This window comes from Streptomyces sp. NBC_00443 (genome assembly GCF_036014175.1).
GTDB lineage: Bacteria > Actinomycetota > Actinomycetes > Streptomycetales > Streptomycetaceae > Streptomyces.
The window spans coordinates 6,880,989-6,901,760 of sequence record NZ_CP107917.1 but is presented as its reverse complement, the minus strand read 5'-3'; the positions used below and the strand labels follow the sequence as shown (position 1 = coordinate 6,901,760).

Genomic DNA, 20,772 nt, shown 5'->3' with positions numbered 1-20,772 from the left:
TCGATGGAAAGTCTTCGGCCAGTGAGGCGTCCGTCACAGGACGGCTTCAGTCCCGCCCCGATCCCGGCCGAACCGGGAGGCGTGTCAGTGTCGGCTCGTACACTCACCTGCGTGGATACGACCCTTCAAGACCCTCTGGTCGGGCAGGTGCTCGACGGCCGGTATCGCGTGGACGCGAGGATCGCGGTCGGCGGGATGGCCACGGTCTACCGGGCCGTGGACACCCGCCTCGACCGCGTGCTCGCGCTCAAGGTGATGCATCCCGCCCTGGCGGTCGACGGGGTGTTCGTCGACCGGTTCATCCGGGAGGCGAAGTCCGTCGCCCGGTTGGCCCACCCGAACGTGGTGCAGGTCTTCGACCAGGGCACCGACGGGTCGTACGTCTATCTCGCCATGGAGTACGTCGCGGGCTGCACCCTGCGCGACGTACTGCGCGAGCGCGGGGCGCTCCAGCCCCGGGCCGCCCTCGACATCCTGGAACCGGTGCTCGCCGCGCTCGGCGCCGCGCACCGCGCCGGGTTCGTGCACCGGGACATGAAGCCGGAGAACGTGCTCATAGGGGACGACGGCCGGGTCAAGGTCGCCGACTTCGGGCTCGTACGATCCGTCGACACCGTGACCAGCACCACGGGCGCCGTGCTCGGCACCGTCTCCTATCTCGCCCCCGAGCAGATAGAGCAGCCCGGCGCCGCCGACGCCCGCGTCGACGTGTACGCGTGCGGTGTCGTGCTCTACGAAATGCTCACCGGCGACAAGCCGCACGACGGGGACTCCCCCGCCGTGGTGCTCTACAAGCACCTGCACGAGGACGTCCCGCCGCCCTCGGCGGTCGTGCCGGGCCTGGCGTACGAGCTCGACGAGCTGGTCGCGTCGGCCACCGCGCGCACCCCGGACATCCGCCCGTACGACGCCGTGGCGCTGCTCGCACGGGCCCGGGACACGCGCGCCGCGCTGAGCGCGGAGCAGCTGGACGCGGTGCCGCCGCAGGCGCTCACGGCGGCGCACAGCAACGCCGACGACCGTACGAGCGTGATCCCGCGCGCGCTGCACATCCAGCGTCCGCTGCCCGTGAACGAGGACGAGCCGGAGCGCGAGGCCGTCTTCAACCGGACCAGCCGGCTGGAGTCGCCGCCACCCCTGCCGCCCCGGCGCCGGTCACGGACGTCGCGCGCTCCGCGCGGGCCGCTCGTCATCGTCGCCGCCGTACTGCTGGCCCTCGGCCTCGGTGCCGGCATCTGGTACATCAACTCCGGCCAGTTCACCAAGGTCCCGCCGCTGCTGTCCAAGACCGAGGCGCAGGCCCGGGACCGGCTGAAGGACTCCGGGCTCGAGGCCGGCAAGGTCGAGCGCGCGTTCAGCGACACCGTCAAGCGCGGCACCGTCATCAGCACGGACCCGGACACGGGCGCCCGCATCCGGCACAACGACTCCGTGAACCTGGTCATGTCACTGGGACCGCAGACGGTGAACGTGCCCGACCTCCAGGGCTACAAGCTGGACAAGGCACGGACCGTGCTCAAGGACGGCGGCCTCGAACCGGGCAGGATGATCCGGGAGTTCAACGACGACGTCCCCAGGGGCTTCGTGATCTCCTCGGAGCCCGGCAACGGCACCAAGGTCCGCTCCGGCTCAGCGGTCGCGCTCACCGTCAGCAAGGGCGCCCCGGTCGACATCCCGGACGTCACCGGCGGGAGCCTCGCCGACGCGAAGGCCGATCTGGCGGAGGCCGGTCTGAAGGTGAAGGTCGCCGCCGCGCGGGTCAACTCCGAGTTCGACGCGGGCCAGGTCGCCCAGCAATCGCCGGTGGAGGGCAAGCAGGCCGCCGAGGGCGACACGGTGACGCTGACGCTGTCCAAGGGCCCCGAGATGATCGAGGTCCCGGACGTGGTCGGCGACAGCGTCGACGACGCCACGACCGCGCTGGAGTCCGCCGGCTTCCAGGTCGACGAGGACCGCGGCCTGCTCGGCCTGTTCGGCGACACGGTCAAGAAGCAGTCCGTGGAAGGCGGGGAGACGGCACCGAAGGGGTCGACGATCACGATCACCATCCGGTGACGGGGCGCTCCAGCGGGCGGTCAGTGGCGGGGTCCCCGCACGGGACCCCTCCGGGCGCATGACACCCTGAACGGGTGAAGATCCAGCAGTCCGCCGCCCCGGAACCCGCCCCCGCCGCCCCGTCCCGCAACCCCGTCGGCGGCCACGTCCCCGTGGCCGGGGGCCTCCGTTCGGTCGGGCTCACCTACGCCCACGACCTCAGGGCCGAGACGGTCCAGGTCTTCGTCGCCAACCCGCGCGGCTGGGCCACGCCGGCCGGGAATCCGCGGCAGGACGAGGAGTTCCGCGCGGTGTGCGAGGCCGAGTCGATCCCGGCGTATGTGCACGCGCCGTATCTGATCAACTTCGGCTCGCACACCGAGGCCACGGTCGAGAAGTCGGTGGAGTCACTGCGGCATTCCCTGCGGCGCGGGCGGGAGATCGGGGCGCTGGGCGTGGTCGTGCACACGGGCAGCGCGACCGGCGGTCGGGAGCGGACCGTGGCGCTCAAGCAGGTACGCGAGCACCTGCTGCCGCTCCTGGACGAGCTGCCCCACGACGACGACCCGTTCCTGCTGCTGGAGTCCACCGCCGGGCAGGGCTCCTCGCTCTGTTCGCGGACCTGGGACTTCGGGCCGTACTTCGAGGCGCTGGACGCCCATCCGAAGCTGGGCGTGTGCCTGGACACCTGCCACATCTTCGCCGCCGGCCATGACCTGACCGGCCCGTCCGGCATGCACCAGACACTCGACCTGCTGGTGGACACCGTCGGCGAGGGCCGCCTGAAGCTGATCCACGCCAACGACTCCAAGGACGTCGTCGGCGCCCACAAGGACCGGCACGAGAACATCGGCGCAGGTCACATCGGCGAGGACCCGTTCCGGGCGCTGATGACGCACCCCGCCACCGAGGGCGTACCGCTGATCATCGAGACACCGGGCGGGAAGGAAGGGCACGCGGCGGACGTGGAACGGCTGAAGAAGCTCCGGGACGCGTGACCTCGACAGGTCACTCAGGGGGTTATGAATACCCCTAGGGGGTATATGGTTCTTGCTCGGCGCAGGAACCGTGACCTGGCATTGGGGGCACTCATGCAGCACGAAGCGCACGCCTCACACGCGCACCACCCCGAGGTGGCCGCGACCAGCGGCTGGGCGATGGCCGTCCGGGCCACCCTGCACTGCCTCACCGGCTGCGCCATCGGCGAGGTGCTGGGCATGGTGATCGGCACCGCGCTCGGCTGGGCCAACGTGCCGACCCTGGTGCTGGCGATCACCCTGGCCTTCTTCTTCGGCTACGCGCTCACCCTGCGCGGGGTACTGAAGGCGGGCGTCGACCTGAGTGCCGCGCTCAAGGTGGCGCTGGCCGCGGACACCCTGTCGATCGCAGTGATGGAGCTGGTCGACAACGGCGTGATCGTGCTGTGGCCGGGCGCCATGGACGCCGAGCTCTCCGACCCTCTGTTCTGGTGGGTGCTGGCGATCGCGCTGACCGTCGCCTTCGTCCTGACGACCCCGGTCAACAAATGGATGATCGGCCGCGGCAAGGGACATGCGGTGGTGCACCGGTACCACCACTGAGGACCCCGTCAAGGCCACCGAAGGTCACAGCTCAGGCCCGTCCCCGGGCTCCTCCTGGTACGAGTACCGCTGTTCCTTCCACGGGTCCCCGAGGTTGTGGTAACCGCGCTCCTCCCAGAACCCGCGCCGGTCGGCGGTCATGTACTCCACACCCCGGACCCACTTGGGCCCCTTCCAGGCGTACAGATGAGGGACGACCAGACGGAGGGGGAATCCGTGCTCCGCCGTGAGCAGTTCGCCGTCCTTGTGGGTCGCGAAGATCGCGAGATCGGAGGCGAAGTCGGCGAGGCGGAGGTTGGAGCTGAAGCCGTACTCGGCCCACACCATCACATGCGTGACGGCCGGTGCCGGCGGGGCGATCTCCAGGATCGTCCGGGCCGGAATGCCGCCCCACTCCGCGCCGAGCATGCTGAACTTCGTGACGCAGTGCAGATCGGCGACGACGGTCTTGTACGGCAGAGCCGTGAACTCCTCATGGGTCCAGCAGTGCTTCTCGCCGTCGGCCGTGGCCCCGAACACCCTGAACTCCCAGCGCTCGGGCCGGAACTTGGGGACCGGGCCGTAGTGCGTGACCGGCCAGCCGCGCTGCACTCGCTGTCCCGGCGGAAGCTCGGCGTGTGCTGCTGCTCCACCTTCGCGCTCTGCCGGCTGACCCATGACTCCATCCTGACAGACGGGGGGCAGTGCACCCGACCACACCCCTCCACAATCCACCACAAACTGGACTAAGCATGCACTTACTTACTAAGTGAAGACTTACTGGACGATCTTCGTCAGCGGTGGAATCATGCGGCGCAACCCGCCAGTTACCACGCGTGGAAGGAGCCTCTGCGATGCAGGGCGACCCCGAGGTCCTCGAATTCCTCAACGAGCAGCTGACCGGCGAGCTCACGGCGATCAACCAGTACTGGCTGCACTACCGGATCCAGGACAACAAAGGCTGGACCAAGCTCGCCAAGTACACGCGTGAAGAGTCCATCGATGAGATGAAGCACGCGGACAAGCTCACCGAGCGCATCCTCATGCTGGACGGCCTTCCCAACTACCAGCGGCTTTTCCACGTGCGGGTGGGCCAGACGGTCACCGAGATGTTCCAGGCCGACCGCCAGGTCGAGGTCGAGGCGATCGACCGCCTCAAGCGCGGCATCGAGGTGATGCGCACCAAGGGTGACATCACGTCCGCGAACATCTTCGAGTCGATCCTCGAGGACGAGGAGCACCACATCGACTACCTGGACACCCAGCTGGAACTCATCGAGAAGCTCGGCGAGGCGCTCTACATCGCGCAGCAGATCGAGCAGCCGAGCTAGGCCGCGTCCTCAAGATCGGAGAGCAGGGGCTCGCCCCGGTCGGCCAGCTCCCGGCGCGGGCAGGCACCCCTGCCCAGGAGCGCCTGGATACTGCGTACACATGACCCGCAGTCCGTACCGGCCTTGCAGGCCGAAGCTATCTGGCGGGGGGTGCAGGCACCGCCCTCCGCGTGCTTCTTGACCTGCTGCTCGGTGATGCCGAAGCAACTGCAGACGTACACGCGGTTCACCTCCCGGCGGGATCGAAGTGCCATCCCCTTGATCGGTGAGGCTAACCTAACCTTACCCGTCACACAGGAGCCGTAAAAGTGGGGTGGGGCGCGGATCGTATGTGATCCGCGCCCCACCCCTTTGCATGTAACAACCGAACCGGCTACTGGTCCCTGTACATCTCGGCGACGAGGAAGGCCAGGTCAAGCGACTGGCTGCGGTTGAGCCGCGGGTCACAGGCCGTCTCGTAGCGCTGGTGCAGGTCGTCGACGAAGATCTCGTCGCCGCCGCCCACGCACTCGGTGACGTCGTCGCCGGTGAGCTCCACGTGGATGCCGCCCGGGTGGGTGCCGAGGGCCTTGTGGACCTCGAAGAAGCCCTTGACCTCGTCGAGCACGTCGTCGAAGCGGCGGGTCTTGTGACCGGAGGCCGCCTCGAAGGTGTTGCCGTGCATCGGGTCGGTCACCCAGGCCACGGTGGCGCCCGAGGCGGTGACCTTCTCGACCAGCTCGGGGAGCTTGTCGCGGACCTTGTCGGCGCCCATCCGGACGATGAAGGTCAGCCGGCCCGGCTCACGCTCGGGGTCCAGGCGCTCGATGTACTGCAGCGCCTCCTCGGCCGTCGTGGTGGGGCCGAGCTTGATGCCGATCGGGTTGCGGATCTTCGAGGCGAACTCGATGTGCGCGTGGTCCAGCTGCCGGGTGCGCTCACCGACCCACACCATGTGCGCGGAGACGTCGTACAGCTGCCCGGTGCGCGAGTCGACGCGGGTGAGCGCGGACTCGTAGTCGAGCAGCAGCGCCTCGTGCGAGGAGTAGAACTCGACCGTCTTGAACTCCTCCGGGTCGGCCCCGCAGGCGTGCATGAAGTTCAGCGCCTGGTCGATCTCGCGGGCGAGCTGCTCGTAGCGCTGGCCGGACGGGGACGACTTCACGAAGTCCTGGTTCCAGGCATGCACCTGGCGCAGGTCGGCGTAACCGCCGGTGGTGAAGGCGCGCACCAGGTTGAGCGTGGAGGCGGACGCGTGGTACATCCGCTTCAGGCGCTCGGGGTCCGGGACGCGGGCGGCCTCGTTGAAGTCGAAGCCGTTGACCGAGTCGCCGCGGTACGTCGGCAGGGTCACGCCGTCACGGGTCTCGGTGCCCTTGGAGCGCGGCTTGGAGTACTGGCCGGCGATGCGGCCGACCTTCACCACGGGGACGGACGCGGCGTACGTCAGCACGGCGCCCATCTGGAGCAGGGTCTTGAGCTTGTTGCGGATCTGGTCGGCGGACACCGCGTCGAAGGCCTCGGCGCAGTCGCCTCCCTGGAGGAGGAACGCCTCTCCCTTGGCGACGGCCGCCATCCGGGCGCGCAGCTGGTCGCACTCGCCCGCGAAGACGAGCGGCGGATACGACTCCAGCTCCGCAACGACTGCGCGCAGAGCCTCGGTGTCGGGGTACTCGGGCTGCTGCGCCGCGGGCAGGTTTCGCCAGGTGTTGCCAGCGCTCGCGCTGGTCTTAGCGTTCACGGTCACGACCTCAACATTACGGGGTCGGGTCGGGCGTCCTGCCCCATGCCCAGCAATTGAGACACGGGGTACACGACTCGGACACCGGACATGGGATAAGGTGCCTGGCATGTTCGCGCACTCGACCCAGAACTGGTGGTGGACCGCTCATCCGGCGGCCCGCTGACTGCGCGTACGACAGACTTCGCGAAGGCCGCCCGAGGGGCGGCCTTCGGCGTTTTCCGGGTCGTTCCCTCTCCACCGAATCCACAGATCCACTGATCCACGGAGAAGGAGCACGGACCCATGAACCTGCTCGGCTTGCCGGACGACCCCCGCCCGTTCGCCCTGCTGCGCCGCCGCACCCCGGGCCACGATCACGAGACCGTCGAGGTCATGATCGGCCCGGTCAGCACCTGCGACCGGCTGGCCGACCTTCCGAGCGAGGGCCTGGCGCTGGTCCCCTTCCGGCAGATCCGCGAGCGCGGCTTCGACGTCCGTGACGACGGCACGCCGCTGGCGGTAATGATCCCCGAGGAGACCTACGAGATCCCGCTCGCCGACGCCCTGGCGCAGCTCCCGGCGCACGACGTGCGGGTCGAGGGCGGCGGCTTCGACGTGGGCGACGAGGAGTACGGCGAGATCGTCGGGCGGGTGCTGCGTGAGGAGATCGGGCAGGGCGAGGGCGCGAACTTCGTGATCCGGCGGACGTACGAGGGGGAGATCCCGGGGTTCGGACGCGCCGATGCCCTGAGCCTCTTCCGCAGACTGCTGGAGGGCGAGCGCGGCGCGTACTGGACGTTCGTCGTGCACACCGGGGAGCGGACGCTGGTCGGGGCGAGCCCTGAGGTGCACGTGCGGATGTCCGGCGGGACCGTGATCATGAACCCGATCAGCGGGACGTACCGCTATCCCGCCGAGGGGCCGACGCCGGGGCATCTGCTGGACTTCCTCGCCGACGGCAAGGAGATCGAAGAGCTGTCGATGGTCGTCGACGAGGAGCTCAAGATGATGTGCACGGTCGGCGACATGGGCGGCGTGGTCGTCGGGCCCCGGCTGAAGGAGATGGCTCACCTCGCGCACACCGAGTACGAGCTGCGCGGGAAGTCCTCGCTGGACGTGCGCAAGGTCCTCAAGGAGACCATGTTCGCGGCCACCGTCACCGGCTCGCCCGTGCAGAACGCCTGCCGGGTCATCGAGCGGCACGAGGTCGGCGGGCGCGGGTACTACGCCGGTGCGCTGGCCCTGCTCGGCCAGGACTCCGGCGGCGCCCAGACCCTCGACTCCCCCATCCTGATCCGCACCGCCGACATCGACGCGGCCGGACGGCTGCGGGTGCCGGTCGGCGCCACGCTCGTGCGGGGGTCGGACCCGGCGGGCGAGGTCGCGGAGACCCACGCGAAGGCGGCGGGGGTGCTCGCGGCCCTGGGCGTACGGCCGGGAAGACCACGCGAGGAGTCCGTACGGCCCCGCCTCGCGGACGACCCGCTCGTGCGTGCCGCGCTCGACGGGCGCCGGGCGTCGCTCGCGCCCTTCTGGCTGCGGATGCAGGAGCCGTCCGCCGAGCTGAGCGGACACGCCCTGGTCGTCGACGGGGAGGACACCTTCACGGCGATGCTCGCCCACGTGCTGCGGTCGAGCGGCCTGGGGGTGACCGTGCGGCGCTACGACGAGCCCGGTCTGCGGGAGGCTGTGCTCGCGCACGAGGGACCGGTCGTGCTCGGCCCCGGCCCCGGGGACCCCTCGGATCTCGCCGACCCGAAGATGCGGTTCCTGCGGGAGCTGACCGCCGAGGTCCTCCGCAAGCACCGGCACGGTGTGCTCGGCGTCTGTCTCGGGCACGAGCTGATCGCGGCCGGGCTGGGGCTGGAGATCGTACGCAAGGAAGTGCCGTACCAGGGCGCGCAGACGGCGATCGAGCTGTTCGGGCGGCCGGAGACGGTCGGTTTCTACAACAGTTTTGTGGCGCGCTGCGACGACGAGTCCCTCCAGGAGCTCGCCGCGCACGGCGTCGAGGTCAGCCGGGCCGGCAACGGGGAGGTGCATGCGGTGCGCGGGCCGGGCCGGGCCGGAGGCGCGCCGATGAATGCATTCGCGGGTGTGCAGTTCCACCCCGAGTCGGTCCTGACGCTGAACGGCGCCGTGATCGTGTTGGAGCTGGTGGGTCAGCTGCGCGGGACCAGCACGTTCTCGGAGCGGCGGCCCGCGGTGTAGTCGAGGACGTTCTTCAGCGTGGTCTCGACGATCTGGCCGACGGCGTCCTCGGTGTAGTACGCCTGGTGGGAGGTGACCAGGACGTTCGGGAAGGTGACGAGGCGGGCCAGGGTGTCGTCCTCGATCGCCTGGAGGGACTTGTCGAGGAAGAACAGCCCGGCCTCCGCCTCGTACACATCCAGGCCGACGCCCGTGAAGCGGCCCTCGCGCAGTTCGGCGACGAGGGCCGCGGTGTCGATGAGGCCGCCGCGGCTGGAGTTGACCAGGATCGCGTCGTCCTTCATCGCCTTCAGGGCGTCGGCGTCGATCAGGTGCCGGGTCTCCGGCATCAGCGGGACGTGCAGGCTGACCAGGTCGGACTCGGCGAGGAGCTGGTCCTTGGAGACGTAGCGCATGCCGAGCTGCATGCAGGTGGGGCTCTCGGCGACGTCCCAGCCGAGGAGCTTCATGCCGAAGCCGTGGGCGATCCGCGTGAACACCTCGCCGATCTTTCCGGTGCCGAGGACACCGGCGGTGCGGCCGTGCATGTCTCGGCCCATCAGGCCGTCGAGGCGGAAGTCGAAGTCACGCGTGCGCGTGGAGGCGCGGACGATACGGCGGTTGACCGCCATGGCGAGCGTCCAGGCGAACTCGGCCACGGCGTGGGGCGAGTAGTACGAGACCCGCGCGACCGTGATGCCGAGACGCTCGGCGACCTTGAGGTCGATGTTGTTGAAGCCGGTGGAGCGCTGGGCGACCATCCGGGTGCCGCCGGCCGCGAGGGTCCCCAGGACGCGGTCGCCGAGGTCGCAGTTGACGCTGGTGCAGACGACCTCGTGGCCGGTGGCGATGGGGGCGGTGTCCCCGTTGAGGAAGACATCCAGGCAGCGGACCTCGTGGTGGCCCCGGAAGGCCTGCTCGATCAGGGGCTTCTCGTCGGCCTGCACACCGAAGGCCATGATCTCCACGACGGCTCCCTTTCATGGGGTTATGGGCCGAATATACGGCCCACAACCCCACGCGAAGGCCGGTCAGCCGAAGAAGACGCCGACCTCTTCGTACAGCTTCGGATCCACCGTCTTCAGCTTGGCCGTGGCGTCCGCGATCGGGACGCGGACGATGTCGGTGCCGCGCAGGGCGACCATCTTGCCGAAGTCGCCGTCGCGGACCGCCTCGATGGCGTGCAGCCCGAACCGGGTGGCCAGCCAGCGGTCGAAGGCGCTGGGGGTGCCGCCGCGCTGGATGTGCCCGAGGACCGTCGTACGGGCCTCCTTGCCCGTCCGCCGCTCGATCTCCTTGGCCAGCCACTCGCCGACGCCGGACAGCCGGACGTGCCCGAAGGAGTCCAGCGACTGGTCCTTCAGCACCACGTCGCCGTCCTTCGGCATCGCGCCCTCGGCGACGACCACGATCGGGGCGTACGACGCCTTGAAGCGCGAGGTGATCCAGGCGCAGACCTTGTCGACGTCGAAGCGCTGCTCGGGGATGAGGATGACGTTGGCCCCGCCGGCCAGCCCGGAGTGGATGGCGATCCAGCCGGCGTGACGGCCCATCACCTCGCAGACGAGGACGCGCATGTGGGACTCGGCGGTGGTGTGCAGCCGGTCGATCGCCTCCGTGGCGATGCCGACCGCGGTGTCGAAACCGAAGGTGTAGTCGGTGGCGGACAGGTCGTTGTCGATCGTCTTCGGCACGCCGACACAGGGCACGCCGTACTCGTCGGACAGCTGGGTCGCGACGCCCAGGGTGTCCTCGCCGCCGATGACGATGAGCGCCTCGACCTCCTGCTTGGCGAGGTTCTCCTTGATACGGCGGATGCCGTCCTCCTGCTTCAGCGGATTGGTGCGCGAGGAGCCGAGGATGGTGCCGCCGCGGGGCAAAATGCCGCGTACGGCGGGGATGTCGAGACGGACGGTGTCGTTCTCGAGCGGACCTCGCCAGCCGTCCCGGAAGCCGACGAAGTCGTAGCCGTACTCCTGTACGCCCTTGCGGACGACGGCCCGGATGACGGCGTTGAGACCGGGGCAGTCGCCGCCTCCGGTCAGTACTCCGACCCGCATGGAAATATCCCTTCGCCGCGGTTGCCTGATGAGGCCACGCTAATGGTGATACAGGTCACACAGGGATGGGCGGGAAGGGCAATTCCGGTGAAGTGTCAGGCGGTTGGTTTACGCACCGGTTCGTTCATCGGGTCAGCGGATCGCCGGATCACTCGTCGTCGAGGCCGCGCTCGATCGCGTATCGGACCAGCTCCACCCGGTTGTGCAACTGGAGCTTGCCGAGGGTGTTCTGGACGTGGTTCTGGACCGTGCGGTGGGAGATGACCAGGCGTTCGGCGATCTGCTTGTAGCTCAGGCCCTTGGCCACGAGCCGCAGCACCTCGGTCTCGCGCTCGGTGAGCTGCGGTGCCCCCGGCTGGTCGGCGTCGGGCGCGGCAGGCACCGGCTCCGAGGCGAGGCGCCGGTACTCGCCGAGGACCAGCCCGGCCAGGCCCGGCGTGAACACCGGGTCGCCGACTGCGGTCCGGCGCACCGCGTCCAGCAACTCCTCCGTGGACGCGGACTTCAGCAGATACCCGGTCGCGCCGGACTTCACGGCTTCCAGGACGTCGGCGTGCTCGCCGCTCGCGGACAGGACGAGGACGCGCAGCGCCGGGTTGTGGCCGACGAGTTCCTTGCAGACCTGGACGCCGGGCTTGGCGGGCAGGTTGAGGTCGAGCACCAGGACGTCGGGGGCGGCGGCCTTGGCGCGGCGTACGGCCTGGTCGCCGTCGCCGGCGGTGGCGACCACGTCGAAGCCGGACTCGGCCAGGTCCCGGGCCACCGCGTCGCGCCACATGGGGTGGTCGTCGACCACCATGACCCTGATCGTGTCCTGCTGTGCGTCCGGTCCGCTCGCGGTGTCCGTCATCGCTGCTCCGCCTTCCCCCGTGAAGCGCTGCTGTCCTTCGGTACTTTCAGTTCCACTTCGGTGCCCTGCCCCGGCACCGAGATCAGCTCGGCGGTGCCGCCGAGGTCCCGCAGCCGGCCCCGGATCGACAGGGCGACGCCGAGCCGCCCCTCACCTTCGGCCTGGGAGAGCCGGCCCTCGGGGATGCCGGGGCCGTCGTCCCGGACGGTGACGATCACCTCGTCGGGCTCGTCCTCGACGAGGATCCACGCACGCGCGCCCTCCCCCGCGTGCCGGCGGACGTTGTCCAGGGCGGCCCCGACGGCCGCGGTCAACTCCCGTGCCGCGGCCGGAGCCAGGGACACGGGCGCGCCCGGCTCGGCGAAACTGACCCTGGCGCCGGCGTACGGGGCGAGCAGCACCCGGAGATCGACCGGACCGGTGAGACCGGTGGAGTCGTCCGGCTCCTCGACCGCCCGTACGACCGCCCCCTCGGCGGCGTCCTCCGACACCCGCGACACGGGCACCAGGCCGCCCGAGACCAGCGTGCGCAGCGCGACCTCCTGCTCGCCCGCCATCCGGCCCAGCTCGGCCGCCTCGCCGCCGATGACGGCACCGCGCCGCTGGACCATCGCCAGCACCTGAAGCACGCTGTCGTGGATGTCCCGGGCGAGCCGCTCCCGCTCCCGCGTCGCAGCCTCGATCTCCAGGGCCCGGGCCAGGGTGCGCTCGGAGGCCCGGGCGACCTCGACGACGTAGCCGATGGCGATGGACGCGATCCAGACGAGCAGCACCATGTGGACGGTGTCGCGGGTCGGTACGCCGGAACGGTGGACCAGGTTGGCCGCGGCGACCAGCGTGGAGGCGAAGGCGGCCCAGCGCCAGCCGCCCTTGATGGCGAACGCCAGCACGGCGCCCGCCGTCCATATCGACGGCAGGGTCGGGGCCCCGGCGTCGATCCGCTCGGGTGACTCGGCGAGCCGGGTGAGCAGAATGCCGGCCAGGGCGATGGTGAGGTCCACCGCGAGGAAGCGCCTGGTGCAGCTCGCGGCGTTCGCGACGCGGGGCAGGGTGGCCAGCGTCCAGACGGTCAGGACGGCGAAGTAGGCGATGGCCACCCAGGGTCGGGCGACCTCGTCGTACGCGCTGACGAAGAGCCCGATCGCGTACACCAGGGTCAGCACCCGGTATCCGGTGAGCGCACGCCACAGCGGCTGCTCGACCGACATCCTCATGACCCGCTCGCGCTTGGCCATGCCCCCCACCCCTCGGCTCTGTGCGGCCGACTCTATTCGGACAGTTCCTTCTTCTTCCGCGCCTGTTCCTTCTCGGCCTTCGCCGCCTCCGCGATCTGCCGCTTGGCGGCGGTCGCGTACATGTCGACATACTCCTGGCCGGAGAGCTTCATGATCTCGTACATGACCTCGTCGGTCAGCGCGCGGAGCACGAAGCGGTCGTGCTCCATGCCCTGGTACCGGCCGAAGTCCAGCGGCCTGCCGATCCGGATGCCGGGGCGCATGAGCTTGGGCATGACCTTGCCGGGCGGCTGGATCTTCTCCGTGTCGATCATGGCGACCGGGATGACCGGGGCCCCGCTGGCGAGCGCCACGCGCGCGAGGCCGCCCGGCTTGCCCCGGTAGAGCCGCCCGTCGGGCGAGCGCGTGCCCTCGGGATAGATGCCGAACAGCTCACCGCGCTCAAGGACGTCGGTGCCGCTCTTGATGGCCGCCTCGCCCGCCCCGCGCCCCCCGGAGCGGTCCACGGGCAGCTGGCCGACGCCCTTGAAGAACGCGGCGGTCAGCCGGCCCTTGACGCCCGGCGTGGTGAAGTACTCGGCCTTCGCGATGAACGTCACCTTGCGGTCGAGGACCGCGGGCAGGAAGAACGAGTCCGAGAAGGAGAGGTGATTGCTCGCGAGGATCGCGGGGCCCTCGGCGGGAATGTTCACCAGGCCTTCCACCCAGGGCCTGAAGGCGACCTTCAGCGGTCCCCCGATGGTCACCTTCATCGCGCCGTACAACAACCGAGTGCCTCCTGTGTCTGTCGCTCAGACCTTAACCCGGAGCACTCTCAATGACTCCGACGACCCTGGTCGGTGTCAGTGCGGTCGCGTACGGTGAAGGACACCTGGATGTATCGACTTGCGGCTCCGCCGCGTGGGTCGTTGTGGTTCCTCTCGTCCATGTCGTCCTTACTCACGAACAGGAGACCGTAAGGTGCCGGTCCTTCCTGGAGCCGAGCCCTACCGCCGTGCGGGCGGGGAGGTCGGGGTTCTGCTCTGCCACGGCTTCACCGGTTCCCCCCAGTCGCTGCGCCCCTGGGCGGAGTCTCTCGCCGAGCACGGACTCACCGTCTCGATGCCGCTGCTGCCGGGGCACGGCACCCGCTGGGAGGACATGCAGCTCACCGGCTGGCAGGACTGGTACGCCGAGGTGGACCGCGAGCTGCGCAGCCTGCGCGAGCACTGCACTCGGGTCTTCGTGGCCGGCCTGTCCATGGGCGGCGCCCTGGCCCTGCGGCTGGCCGCGAAGCACGGGGAGGACGTCGCCGGCGTGCTGGTCGTCAACCCGGCGAACAAGGTGCACGGGCTGTTCGCGTACACCCTCCCGGTGTCCCGCCACTTCGTCCGTACGGCGCCGGGGATCGCCAGTGACATCGCCAAGGAGGGCGGCGTCGAGATCGGGTACGACCGGGTGCCGCTGCACGCGGCCCACTCGCTGCGCACCTTCTTCCGCCTGGTCGACGGCGAGCTGCCGCAGGTCACCCAGCCGCTGCTGCTGCTGCGCAGCGCCGAGGACCACACCGTGCCGCCCGCGGATTCGGCCCGGATCCTGAGCAGGGTGTCGTCGACGGACGTAACGGAGGTCGTGCTGGAACAGAGTTATCACGTGGCGACGTTGGACCATGACGCGAACCGGATCTTCGAGGAGAGCCTCGGCTTCATCAGCCGGCTCGCAACCGGCGTCGGCAAGGGAAGGACGACCGCACGTGGCTGAGCACGACTCCGACCGCGAAAAGCGCGAGGACCGCGACGATCGCGAGCCGGAAGAGCAGCACGTCCCGTTCGACGAGGACGCCGCCTGGGCCGCGATCGTCGCCGGGTACGGCGACGAGCCGACGGACCCGCCCGGCTCGAAGCCCTTCAAGTCCGTGGAGGACCTGGCCCTGCTGGAGTCCGACACCAACGACGGGACGGGCGACGGGAGGGACGAGGAGCCGCAGGCCGGGCAGGGCGACAAGGGCGCGAAGGTCAAGCAGACCGACGAGCCCAAGGAGGACACGCCCGCCAAGCCCGCCAAGCCCCTCGGCAGCTCGATCTCCTTCGCCCCCGGCGTCGGCCCACGCGACTACAGCGTGCCCGAGCCGGCCGAGGAGGACTTCGACGCCGCCGACGAGGGCCACTTCGTCCCACCGGAGCCGCCGCCCCTGCCTGCCGCCGACCCGACCGCGAAGTTCGCCTGGCTCGCGGTGATCGGCGGACCGGTCCTGCTGCTGCTCGCCGTCCTGCTCAATTGGGACATGACGTGGTGGCTGGCCACCCTGGGCATCGGTGGGTTCCTGGGCGGGTTCGCCACGCTGGTGATGCGCATGAAGACGGACGACGAGGACGACGACGATCCGGGCCGGGGCGCGGTCGTCTGACCTACTGAGCTGCCGGGACTCTGAGGGCGGCCAGGACCGGAAGATGGTCCGTGGCCGCCCTCAGGTCTGTCTGCGTGATCCCGGGATGGCCGATGGGAACTCCGCATCCGGCCACTTCGATGCCCTTGGTCGCGAAGATCGCGTCGATACGTTGGTGGGGGTCGAGGGGGTCGAGGTGTACTCACTGCCCCAGGGGCCGGCGGCCCAGCAGTCCTGGAGGCCGTCGGCCAGGCGGCGGAAGGTGCGGCCGCCTGGGCGTTCGTTCAGGTCGCCGCCCGCGACGGCGTGCTCGACGCCCATGCCGGCGACCCGGTCGAGGAGCATGCCGCCCTGTTCGTACCGCTCGTCCTTCTGCAGGGAGAGGTGACAGCAGAGCACGCCGAGACGGGCGCCGCCGAAGCGGACCACTGCCGTGGCGAAGCCGCGTCTGTGCAGTCCGGGGGTGAGCGGGAGGAGTACGTCCTCGGTTCGCTCCACGGTGGCCCTCAGACTGCACAGGATCGCCGGGCCCGCGGCTGTGGCGCCGCCCGTGAGGACGACGAGGTTCGCCGCGCGGGCCAGGCGGGAGAGTTTCTTGCGCCAGCGGAAGAAGCGGGGGGCTTCCTGGATGAGGACGAGGTCGGGGGCGCAGGCGGTGATGACGCGGGCGAGGGCGTCCGTGTCGTCGCGCATCGAGCGGATGTTGTAGCTGAGTACGCGGATGAGGGCGGAACCGTCGGGCTCTGTGTGGGAGTTGGGCAGCAGCGCCATGTGGATCAATTTACGCCCAACGGCTCGGGGCGCGAGGCTGATGCGCGAGTGCCAGTCGTGTGTGGCTGGTCGCGCCCACGCGGCGGAGCCGCATGGTGATACCCGCCCCGCGCCCCTGAGGAGTGGGACCCACGGGCCCCTACATGATCGGGTCGGGCTCCCGGGCCAGGTCCGCCGCGCCCACCAGGCCCGCCTTGTTGCCGAGCTGAGCGGCGATCACGTCCGCCACCGGGCGCCAGTTGCCGCCGACGAGCCAGCGCTTGTAGGACTTGCGGATGGGGTCGAGGACCAGTTCGCCCTCGTCCGAGAGGCCGCCGCCGACGATGAAGGCGGACGGGTCGAACAGGGACGCCAGGTCGGCGAGGCCTGCGCCGGCCCAGCGGGCGAGCTCGCGGTAGGAGTCGACGGCGACCGGGTCCCCCTGGCGGGCGGCCATGGAGATGTGCTTGCCCTCGATGCCCTCGGGGCTGCCGTCGCCCATGCCGAGCAGGAGCTCGGCGCTCTCGGGGGTGGCGTTGGCGCGCTGCTTGGCGTAGCGGACCAGGGCACGGCCGGAGGCGTACTGCTCCCAGCAGCCCTGGCTGCCGCAGCCGCAGAGCAGGCCGTCCGGGACCATGCGGATGTGGCCGAACTCGGCGGCCACGCCGTAGTGGCCGCGGCGCAGCTTGTTGCCGATGATGATGCCGCCGCCGAGGCCGGTGCCCAGGGTGATGCAGATGACGTTGCGGTGGCCCTTGCCGGCGCCGAACTTGTACTCGCCCCACGCGGCCGCGTTGGCGTCGTTCTCCACGACGACCGGGAGGCCGACGCGGGCCTCGACCTTCTCCTTGAGCGGCTCGTTGCGCCAGTCGATGTTGGGGGCGAAGTAGACCTCGGAGCGCTGACGATTGACGTAACCGGCCGCACCGATACCCACGCCGACGATCTCGTGCCCGGCGCGCGCGCCCTCCACCGCGGAGGCGATGGCGTCCACGATGCCCTCGGGCGTGCCCGGGGTCGGCACCTTGTGGGTCGAGAGGATGTTGCCTTCCTCGTCGACCACGCCGGCCGCGATCTTCGTGCCGCCGATATCGACGCCGATGGTGAGTCCCATGAATCCCTCAGTTTCGGTCGAGCCCCGCTACGGCCAACCGTACCCGAGCCCCTGTCGTCGCAGTCCCCGTCGTCCGCCCGGCGGACGGGGCCGGCCGAGCCCCTGGACACGGGGGCTCGACTCGTCCGGCGACCGGGGAATCAGTCCAGGTCGATGCGCTCGCCGGGACCGGGCTCGTCGCCCCGGTCGGGGCGCTCGTCCAGGTCGTGCCCGCCCGTCTCCCGGGTGGTCCAGCGCTGTTCCTGGGCCTGGACCGCGGAGCGGTAGGCGGCGAGGAGCTCGCCGCCGGCCGCGGCCAGGTGGTCGAAGACGTCCGGGTTGCGCTCGATGACGGGCTCGACGGCGGCCTTGGCCTGCTCCACGACCTGCTTGACCACCTGCTGGGCGGCGGGTCCGGCGACCGCGCCGAGCAGCGGGGACTGGAGGGTCGAGAGCTTGTCCGCGACGGCGTCGACGAGCTTGCGCAGTTCCTCGGCGGCCGAGCCCGGGGGCGTGCCGTACTGGGCGCGGCGGCGGGCCTTCTCCTCCGCGAGGTCCTCGGCGCACGCCGTGGCCCAGGCGTCGGCGTCGGTCGCCCGTACCTCGTCGATCGCCTCGTGCTCGTCGGCGTCTGACGGGGGGAGCTCTTCGCTCATGACGGACTCCTGACTACGGTTCGTCTCTACGACGTTACCCGAACGGGCGTACCTGCTTCACCGGGTCCTCGGCCACAGATCCGGATCCGGCGCGAACCGGATCCGCAGTTCGCCGTCGCGCAGCCCGGCCCCGTCCACTCCGCACCGGCGCAGGGCGGACGGAAGGGGCACGATACGCCGGAACTGTCCCGCGGTGAGGACGAGTTCGTCGCCGCGTCGGACAAGGTCGAGTTCGTCGCGTACGGCGCCGGGCAGGGGGATGTGCCAGACGAGGACGCCGTCCTCGGCCAGCCGGTCGACCACGGGCCACTCCACGGTGGACGCCGTCGTGTTGACGGCGGGCACTGCGAGCGCGGCGAGGTCGTCGGCGCCCCGGGGATCCCGTCCGAGGTGGCCGACGCCATGCACGTCATGGTCCTGCTGCCATTCCTCCAGGACCTTGCGCTGCTGGGTGACGGGTCCGTCGAGCCAGCTGCCCGCCGTGGCCTCCGCCTCCGGCAGGACGCGGTTGGCGATCAGCAGGTCGGGGCGCAGGCCGCGCAGGGCGAGGGCGACGGTGGCGGCGCGCACGGCGTCGGCGCCGGCCGGGCCGGGTTCGGCCACCAGCCGTACGACGGTCTCGCGGTCGTCGACCACGGCCTCCACGGCGGCGAGCTCGACGTCCCAGCGGGCGGCGGTCTCGTACAGCCACTCCGCGGGCATCGGAACTCCGGCCAGCCGCCCGAGGACGGGTCGCAGCGCGCGGGCCGCCTGCCGTTCGGACGGGATCAGCCGGCGCAGGTAGCGGCGCAGTTCCTCGGGGAGCGAGAGCAGGGCGAGGGCCTGCGGGGTGGCGGGCAGGTCCACGACGAGCAGCTCGTGCCGCTCGGCGAGGGCGGCGTCCCGCAGCGCCCGCAGCAGCGCGAGCTCCTCGGCACCGGGGAGCGGGGTGACCTCTTCCGGGTCCAGCCGGGAGGCGCCGAGGAGGTCGAGGGCGGTGGAGGCACGTTCCTGGAAGCCGGCGAGGTCCTCCCGGAAACTCAGCGCCGCGTCGGGGCGCCAGGCCGTGAGGGTCTCGCTGACCTGCGTCGGAGTCGCACCGGTCGGCACGCCGAGAGCGGCACCGAGGGTGTCGGTGCGGTCGCCGCCGAGAACGAGGGTGCGGGTGCCCTCACGGGCGGCGGCGAGCGCGGTGGCGGCGGCGACGGTGGTGCGACCGCTGCCGCCGGGGCCCGTGATCAGGATGGTGCGCATGGGGGTGAACCGTAACCGACGTCGGGATGAAGGCCGCTTGGACGCAGCCCGGCCTGACCACCCCGACTACCCAGGTGACGCCGGTCCAGGCAATCCGGCCCGTCCGGCGCCCGAGGACGGGGCCGCGGCCTACTTGCCCGACTCCACCCGCTTCTTCAGCCCCGCCAGCGCCCGGTCGATGATGACCTTCTCGGCCTTCCGCTTGATCATCCCCAGCATCGGGATCTTGACGTCCACCGTCAGCTGGTAGGTGACCTCGGTCGACCCCGCACCCGCCGGCTTCAGGAGGTACGAGCCGTCCAGCGACCGCAGCATCTGGGACTTCACCAGCGTCCAGGACACCTCGTTCGCACCGGTCCAGGTGTACCCCAGCACCTGGTCGTCCTTGATCGCCCCGGCGTCCATGACAAGCCGGACCTGCTCGGCGCGGCCCTGGCCGTCGGTCTTGAGGACCTCCGCCTCCTTCACCTCACCGGTCCAGTCCGGGTAGCGGGTGAAGTCGGCGATCACCCCCATGACATCGGCCGGTGCCGCCTCGATCGTGATGCTCGAGCTGGTGTGTTCCGCCATCGCCGTGGCTCCTCCAGATGCGGGCCGGTATGAAGTGATGGTGCGCACGCGTACGCAGCGTGAAGGCTACCGCGCGCCCGACAGTCGACTTCACCCCCACCTGCGATACCTGCCATACCTGCGATCCTGACCGGATCCCGGCGGACCACTCACCATTCCAGTGCCCACGGCTCCCCCGACCCGGCGAAGTGCCCCACGTTCACGCACTCCGTCGCCCCGATCCGCATCCGCCGCACCAGTGGCTGATGGACGTGCCCGAAGAGGGAGTAACGGGGACGCGTACGGCGAATCGCCTCCAGCAGCGCCCTGCTCCCCCGCTCGAAGCGCCGCGCCACGGTGTCGTACACCAATTCGGGGACCTCCGGCGGAATGTGCGTGCACAGCACGTCCACCTCCCCCACGGCCTCGACCTTCGCGGCGTACTCCTCGTCGCTGACCTCGTAGGGCGTCCGCATCGGCGTCCGCAGGCCCCCGCCCACGAACCCGAAGGTCCAGCCCCCGATCTCCACCCGCTCCCCGTCCAGCACCGTCGTGCCCGGCCCGGCGTACTCCGGCCACAGGGGCGGCATGTCGACATTGCCGTACGTGGCGTACGTCGGCGTCGGGAACGCCGCGAACATCTCGGCGTACTGCTTGCGCACCGCCTTCTCGATCACGGCCCCCCGGTCCGAGCCGATCCCGGCCCACAGCCGCGCCCCGAACTCGCGGGCCTCCTCGAAGCGCCGTTCGGTGCGCAGCTCCACGATGCGGTCGGCGTTCTGCGCGCCGAACAGGTCGGGGAAGATGCCGCGCGAGTGGTCGGCGTAGTCGAGGAACAACACCAGGTCGCCGAGGCAGATCAGGGCGTCCGCGCCCTCGCCGGCTTTGGCCAGGTCACGGGCGTTGCCGTGGACGTCGCTGACCACGTGAACTCGGGTCCGGCGGTTTCCGGTCGGTGTCGGTGCCATGGCGATCAAGGGTAGGCGTGTGCGGCAAACGTGAACAGTGGCGGCGGGACCCATGGTTACTGGCCAGTCGTCAGACGGCTCGACTAATGTGCGCCGCAGAAGCACCCATCCGTGAAGCACCAATCGTGTGACGCAGCGAACATCTCGTCGGGACCCCCTGTCGAAGAAGCCATACCGGCGGGTAACGTCCGGTCGGT

General features: G+C 70.4%; 21 protein-coding genes and 1 pseudogene. 8 read left to right on the top strand and 14 right to left on the bottom strand.

All coding sequences use genetic code 11. The features are described 5' to 3' along the window. Window positions 1–111: 111 nt before the first annotated feature. The 3 genes from pknB (at window position 112) to OHO27_RS31380 (ending at window position 3,614) form a co-directional block, all read left to right on the top strand. A complete protein-coding gene (gene pknB / locus OHO27_RS31390; protein ID WP_328428330.1) occupies window positions 112–2,055 on the top strand; it encodes a Stk1 family PASTA domain-containing Ser/Thr kinase in 1,944 nt (647 codons plus the stop codon). Window positions 2,056–2,129: 74 nt separating this feature from the next. Then, window positions 2,130–3,032 (top strand): deoxyribonuclease IV, encoded by a 903-nt coding sequence (locus OHO27_RS31385; protein WP_328428329.1) that lies wholly within the window; start codon window positions 2,130–2,132, stop codon window positions 3,030–3,032. 93 nt (window positions 3,033–3,125) lie between these two features. Continuing rightward, window positions 3,126–3,614: a DUF4396 domain-containing protein gene (locus OHO27_RS31380; protein ID WP_328428328.1), complete on the top strand. Its 489-nt coding sequence runs from the start codon at window positions 3,126–3,128 to the stop codon at window positions 3,612–3,614. 24 nt (window positions 3,615–3,638) lie between these two features. Here OHO27_RS31380 and OHO27_RS31375 read toward each other — a convergent pair whose 3' ends face one another. Then, window positions 3,639–4,271: a sulfite oxidase-like oxidoreductase gene (locus OHO27_RS31375; RefSeq protein WP_328428327.1), complete on the bottom strand. Its 633-nt coding sequence runs from the start codon at window positions 4,269–4,271 to the stop codon at window positions 3,639–3,641. Window positions 4,272–4,447: 176 nt separating this feature from the next. Here OHO27_RS31375 and bfr point away from each other — a divergent pair, with 176 nt between their 5' ends. Then, window positions 4,448–4,924, top strand: a complete 477-nt coding sequence (gene bfr / locus OHO27_RS31370; RefSeq protein ID WP_328428326.1) for a bacterioferritin — start codon at window positions 4,448–4,450, stop codon at window positions 4,922–4,924. On the opposite strand, the gene OHO27_RS31365 is transcribed toward bfr, so the two are convergent. Both OHO27_RS31365 and OHO27_RS31360 read right to left on the bottom strand, forming a co-directional pair. Next, window positions 4,921–5,154, bottom strand: coding sequence for a (2Fe-2S)-binding protein (locus OHO27_RS31365; RefSeq protein WP_328430611.1), 234 nt, complete (start codon window positions 5,152–5,154; stop codon window positions 4,921–4,923). The two genes, bfr and OHO27_RS31365, sit on opposite strands and share 4 nt — an antisense overlap. A gap of 143 nt (window positions 5,155–5,297) precedes the next feature. Next, complete coding sequence (locus tag OHO27_RS31360) at window positions 5,298–6,650, bottom strand: class II 3-deoxy-7-phosphoheptulonate synthase (protein WP_328428325.1); 1,353 nt, start codon at window positions 6,648–6,650, stop codon at window positions 5,298–5,300. A 103-nt stretch (window positions 6,651–6,753) separates the two neighbouring features. Between OHO27_RS31360 and OHO27_RS43230 the strand changes: the two genes are divergently transcribed. Then, the gene (locus tag OHO27_RS43230; protein ID WP_078516689.1) at window positions 6,754–6,810 is read left to right on the top strand and encodes a trp operon leader peptide; all 57 of its coding nucleotides are present in this window, start codon (window positions 6,754–6,756) and stop codon (window positions 6,808–6,810) included. Window positions 6,811–6,929: 119 nt separating this feature from the next. After that, window positions 6,930–8,837, top strand: a complete 1,908-nt coding sequence (locus OHO27_RS31355; protein WP_328428324.1) for an anthranilate synthase family protein — start codon at window positions 6,930–6,932, stop codon at window positions 8,835–8,837. On the opposite strand, the gene OHO27_RS31350 is transcribed toward OHO27_RS31355, so the two are convergent. The 5 genes from OHO27_RS31350 to OHO27_RS31330 all read right to left on the bottom strand — a co-directional run bounded on the left by OHO27_RS31350 (window position 8,789) and on the right by OHO27_RS31330 (window position 13,725). Beyond that, window positions 8,789–9,784: a 2-hydroxyacid dehydrogenase gene (locus OHO27_RS31350; protein ID WP_328428323.1), complete on the bottom strand. Its 996-nt coding sequence runs from the start codon at window positions 9,782–9,784 to the stop codon at window positions 8,789–8,791. The two genes, OHO27_RS31355 and OHO27_RS31350, sit on opposite strands and share 49 nt — an antisense overlap. A 63-nt stretch (window positions 9,785–9,847) precedes the next feature. Beyond that, a complete protein-coding gene (locus OHO27_RS31345) occupies window positions 9,848–10,876 on the bottom strand; it encodes a 6-phosphofructokinase (protein ID WP_328428322.1) in 1,029 nt (342 codons plus the stop codon). Window positions 10,877–11,024: 148 nt separating this feature from the next. Continuing rightward, window positions 11,025–11,726 carry a response regulator transcription factor gene (locus OHO27_RS31340; RefSeq protein ID WP_328428321.1) on the bottom strand — a complete coding sequence of 234 codons (702 nt, stop codon included), beginning with the start codon at window positions 11,724–11,726 and terminating at the stop codon, window positions 11,025–11,027. Next, window positions 11,723–12,961 carry a MacS family sensor histidine kinase gene (macS, locus tag OHO27_RS31335; protein WP_328428320.1) on the bottom strand — a complete coding sequence of 413 codons (1,239 nt, stop codon included), beginning with the start codon at window positions 12,959–12,961 and terminating at the stop codon, window positions 11,723–11,725. The genes OHO27_RS31340 and macS overlap by 4 nt, the downstream gene beginning before the upstream one ends. 32 nt (window positions 12,962–12,993) lie before the next feature. Then, complete coding sequence (locus OHO27_RS31330; protein WP_328430610.1) at window positions 12,994–13,725, bottom strand: lysophospholipid acyltransferase family protein; 732 nt, start codon at window positions 13,723–13,725, stop codon at window positions 12,994–12,996. A gap of 196 nt (window positions 13,726–13,921) precedes the next feature. On the opposite strand from OHO27_RS31330, the gene OHO27_RS31325 reads away from it, so the two are divergent. Both OHO27_RS31325 and OHO27_RS31320 read left to right on the top strand, forming a co-directional pair. Further along, window positions 13,922–14,701 carry an alpha/beta hydrolase gene (locus tag OHO27_RS31325; RefSeq protein ID WP_328428319.1) on the top strand — a complete coding sequence of 260 codons (780 nt, stop codon included), beginning with the start codon at window positions 13,922–13,924 and terminating at the stop codon, window positions 14,699–14,701. Next, entirely contained in the window at window positions 14,694–15,347 is a 654-nt protein-coding gene (locus OHO27_RS31320; protein WP_328428318.1) for a hypothetical protein, read from the top strand. Before OHO27_RS31325 ends, OHO27_RS31320 begins: the two co-directional genes overlap by 8 nt. 1 nt (window position 15,348) lies before the next feature. On the opposite strand, the pseudogene OHO27_RS31315 reads toward OHO27_RS31320, so the two are convergent. From OHO27_RS31315 to OHO27_RS31290, 6 genes and pseudogenes are all read right to left on the bottom strand, one after another. After that, window positions 15,349–16,097, bottom strand: a pseudogene (locus OHO27_RS31315) (endonuclease/exonuclease/phosphatase family protein). 139 nt (window positions 16,098–16,236) lie between these two features. After that, window positions 16,237–17,190 (bottom strand): ROK family glucokinase, encoded by a 954-nt coding sequence (locus OHO27_RS31310; protein ID WP_328428317.1) that lies wholly within the window; start codon window positions 17,188–17,190, stop codon window positions 16,237–16,239. 140 nt (window positions 17,191–17,330) lie between these two features. Beyond that, window positions 17,331–17,825 carry a DUF5304 domain-containing protein gene (locus OHO27_RS31305; protein ID WP_328428316.1) on the bottom strand — a complete coding sequence of 165 codons (495 nt, stop codon included), beginning with the start codon at window positions 17,823–17,825 and terminating at the stop codon, window positions 17,331–17,333. Between the two features lie 57 nt (window positions 17,826–17,882). Continuing rightward, the gene (locus OHO27_RS31300) at window positions 17,883–19,058 is read right to left on the bottom strand and encodes an ArsA family ATPase (protein WP_328428315.1); all 1,176 of its coding nucleotides are present in this window, start codon (window positions 19,056–19,058) and stop codon (window positions 17,883–17,885) included. Between the two features lie 129 nt (window positions 19,059–19,187). Then, the gene (locus OHO27_RS31295) at window positions 19,188–19,628 is read right to left on the bottom strand and encodes an SRPBCC family protein (protein WP_328428314.1); all 441 of its coding nucleotides are present in this window, start codon (window positions 19,626–19,628) and stop codon (window positions 19,188–19,190) included. Between the two features lie 149 nt (window positions 19,629–19,777). After that, window positions 19,778–20,575, bottom strand: a complete 798-nt coding sequence (locus OHO27_RS31290; RefSeq protein WP_328428313.1) for a metallophosphoesterase family protein — start codon at window positions 20,573–20,575, stop codon at window positions 19,778–19,780. Window positions 20,576–20,772: the final 197 nt, after the last annotated feature.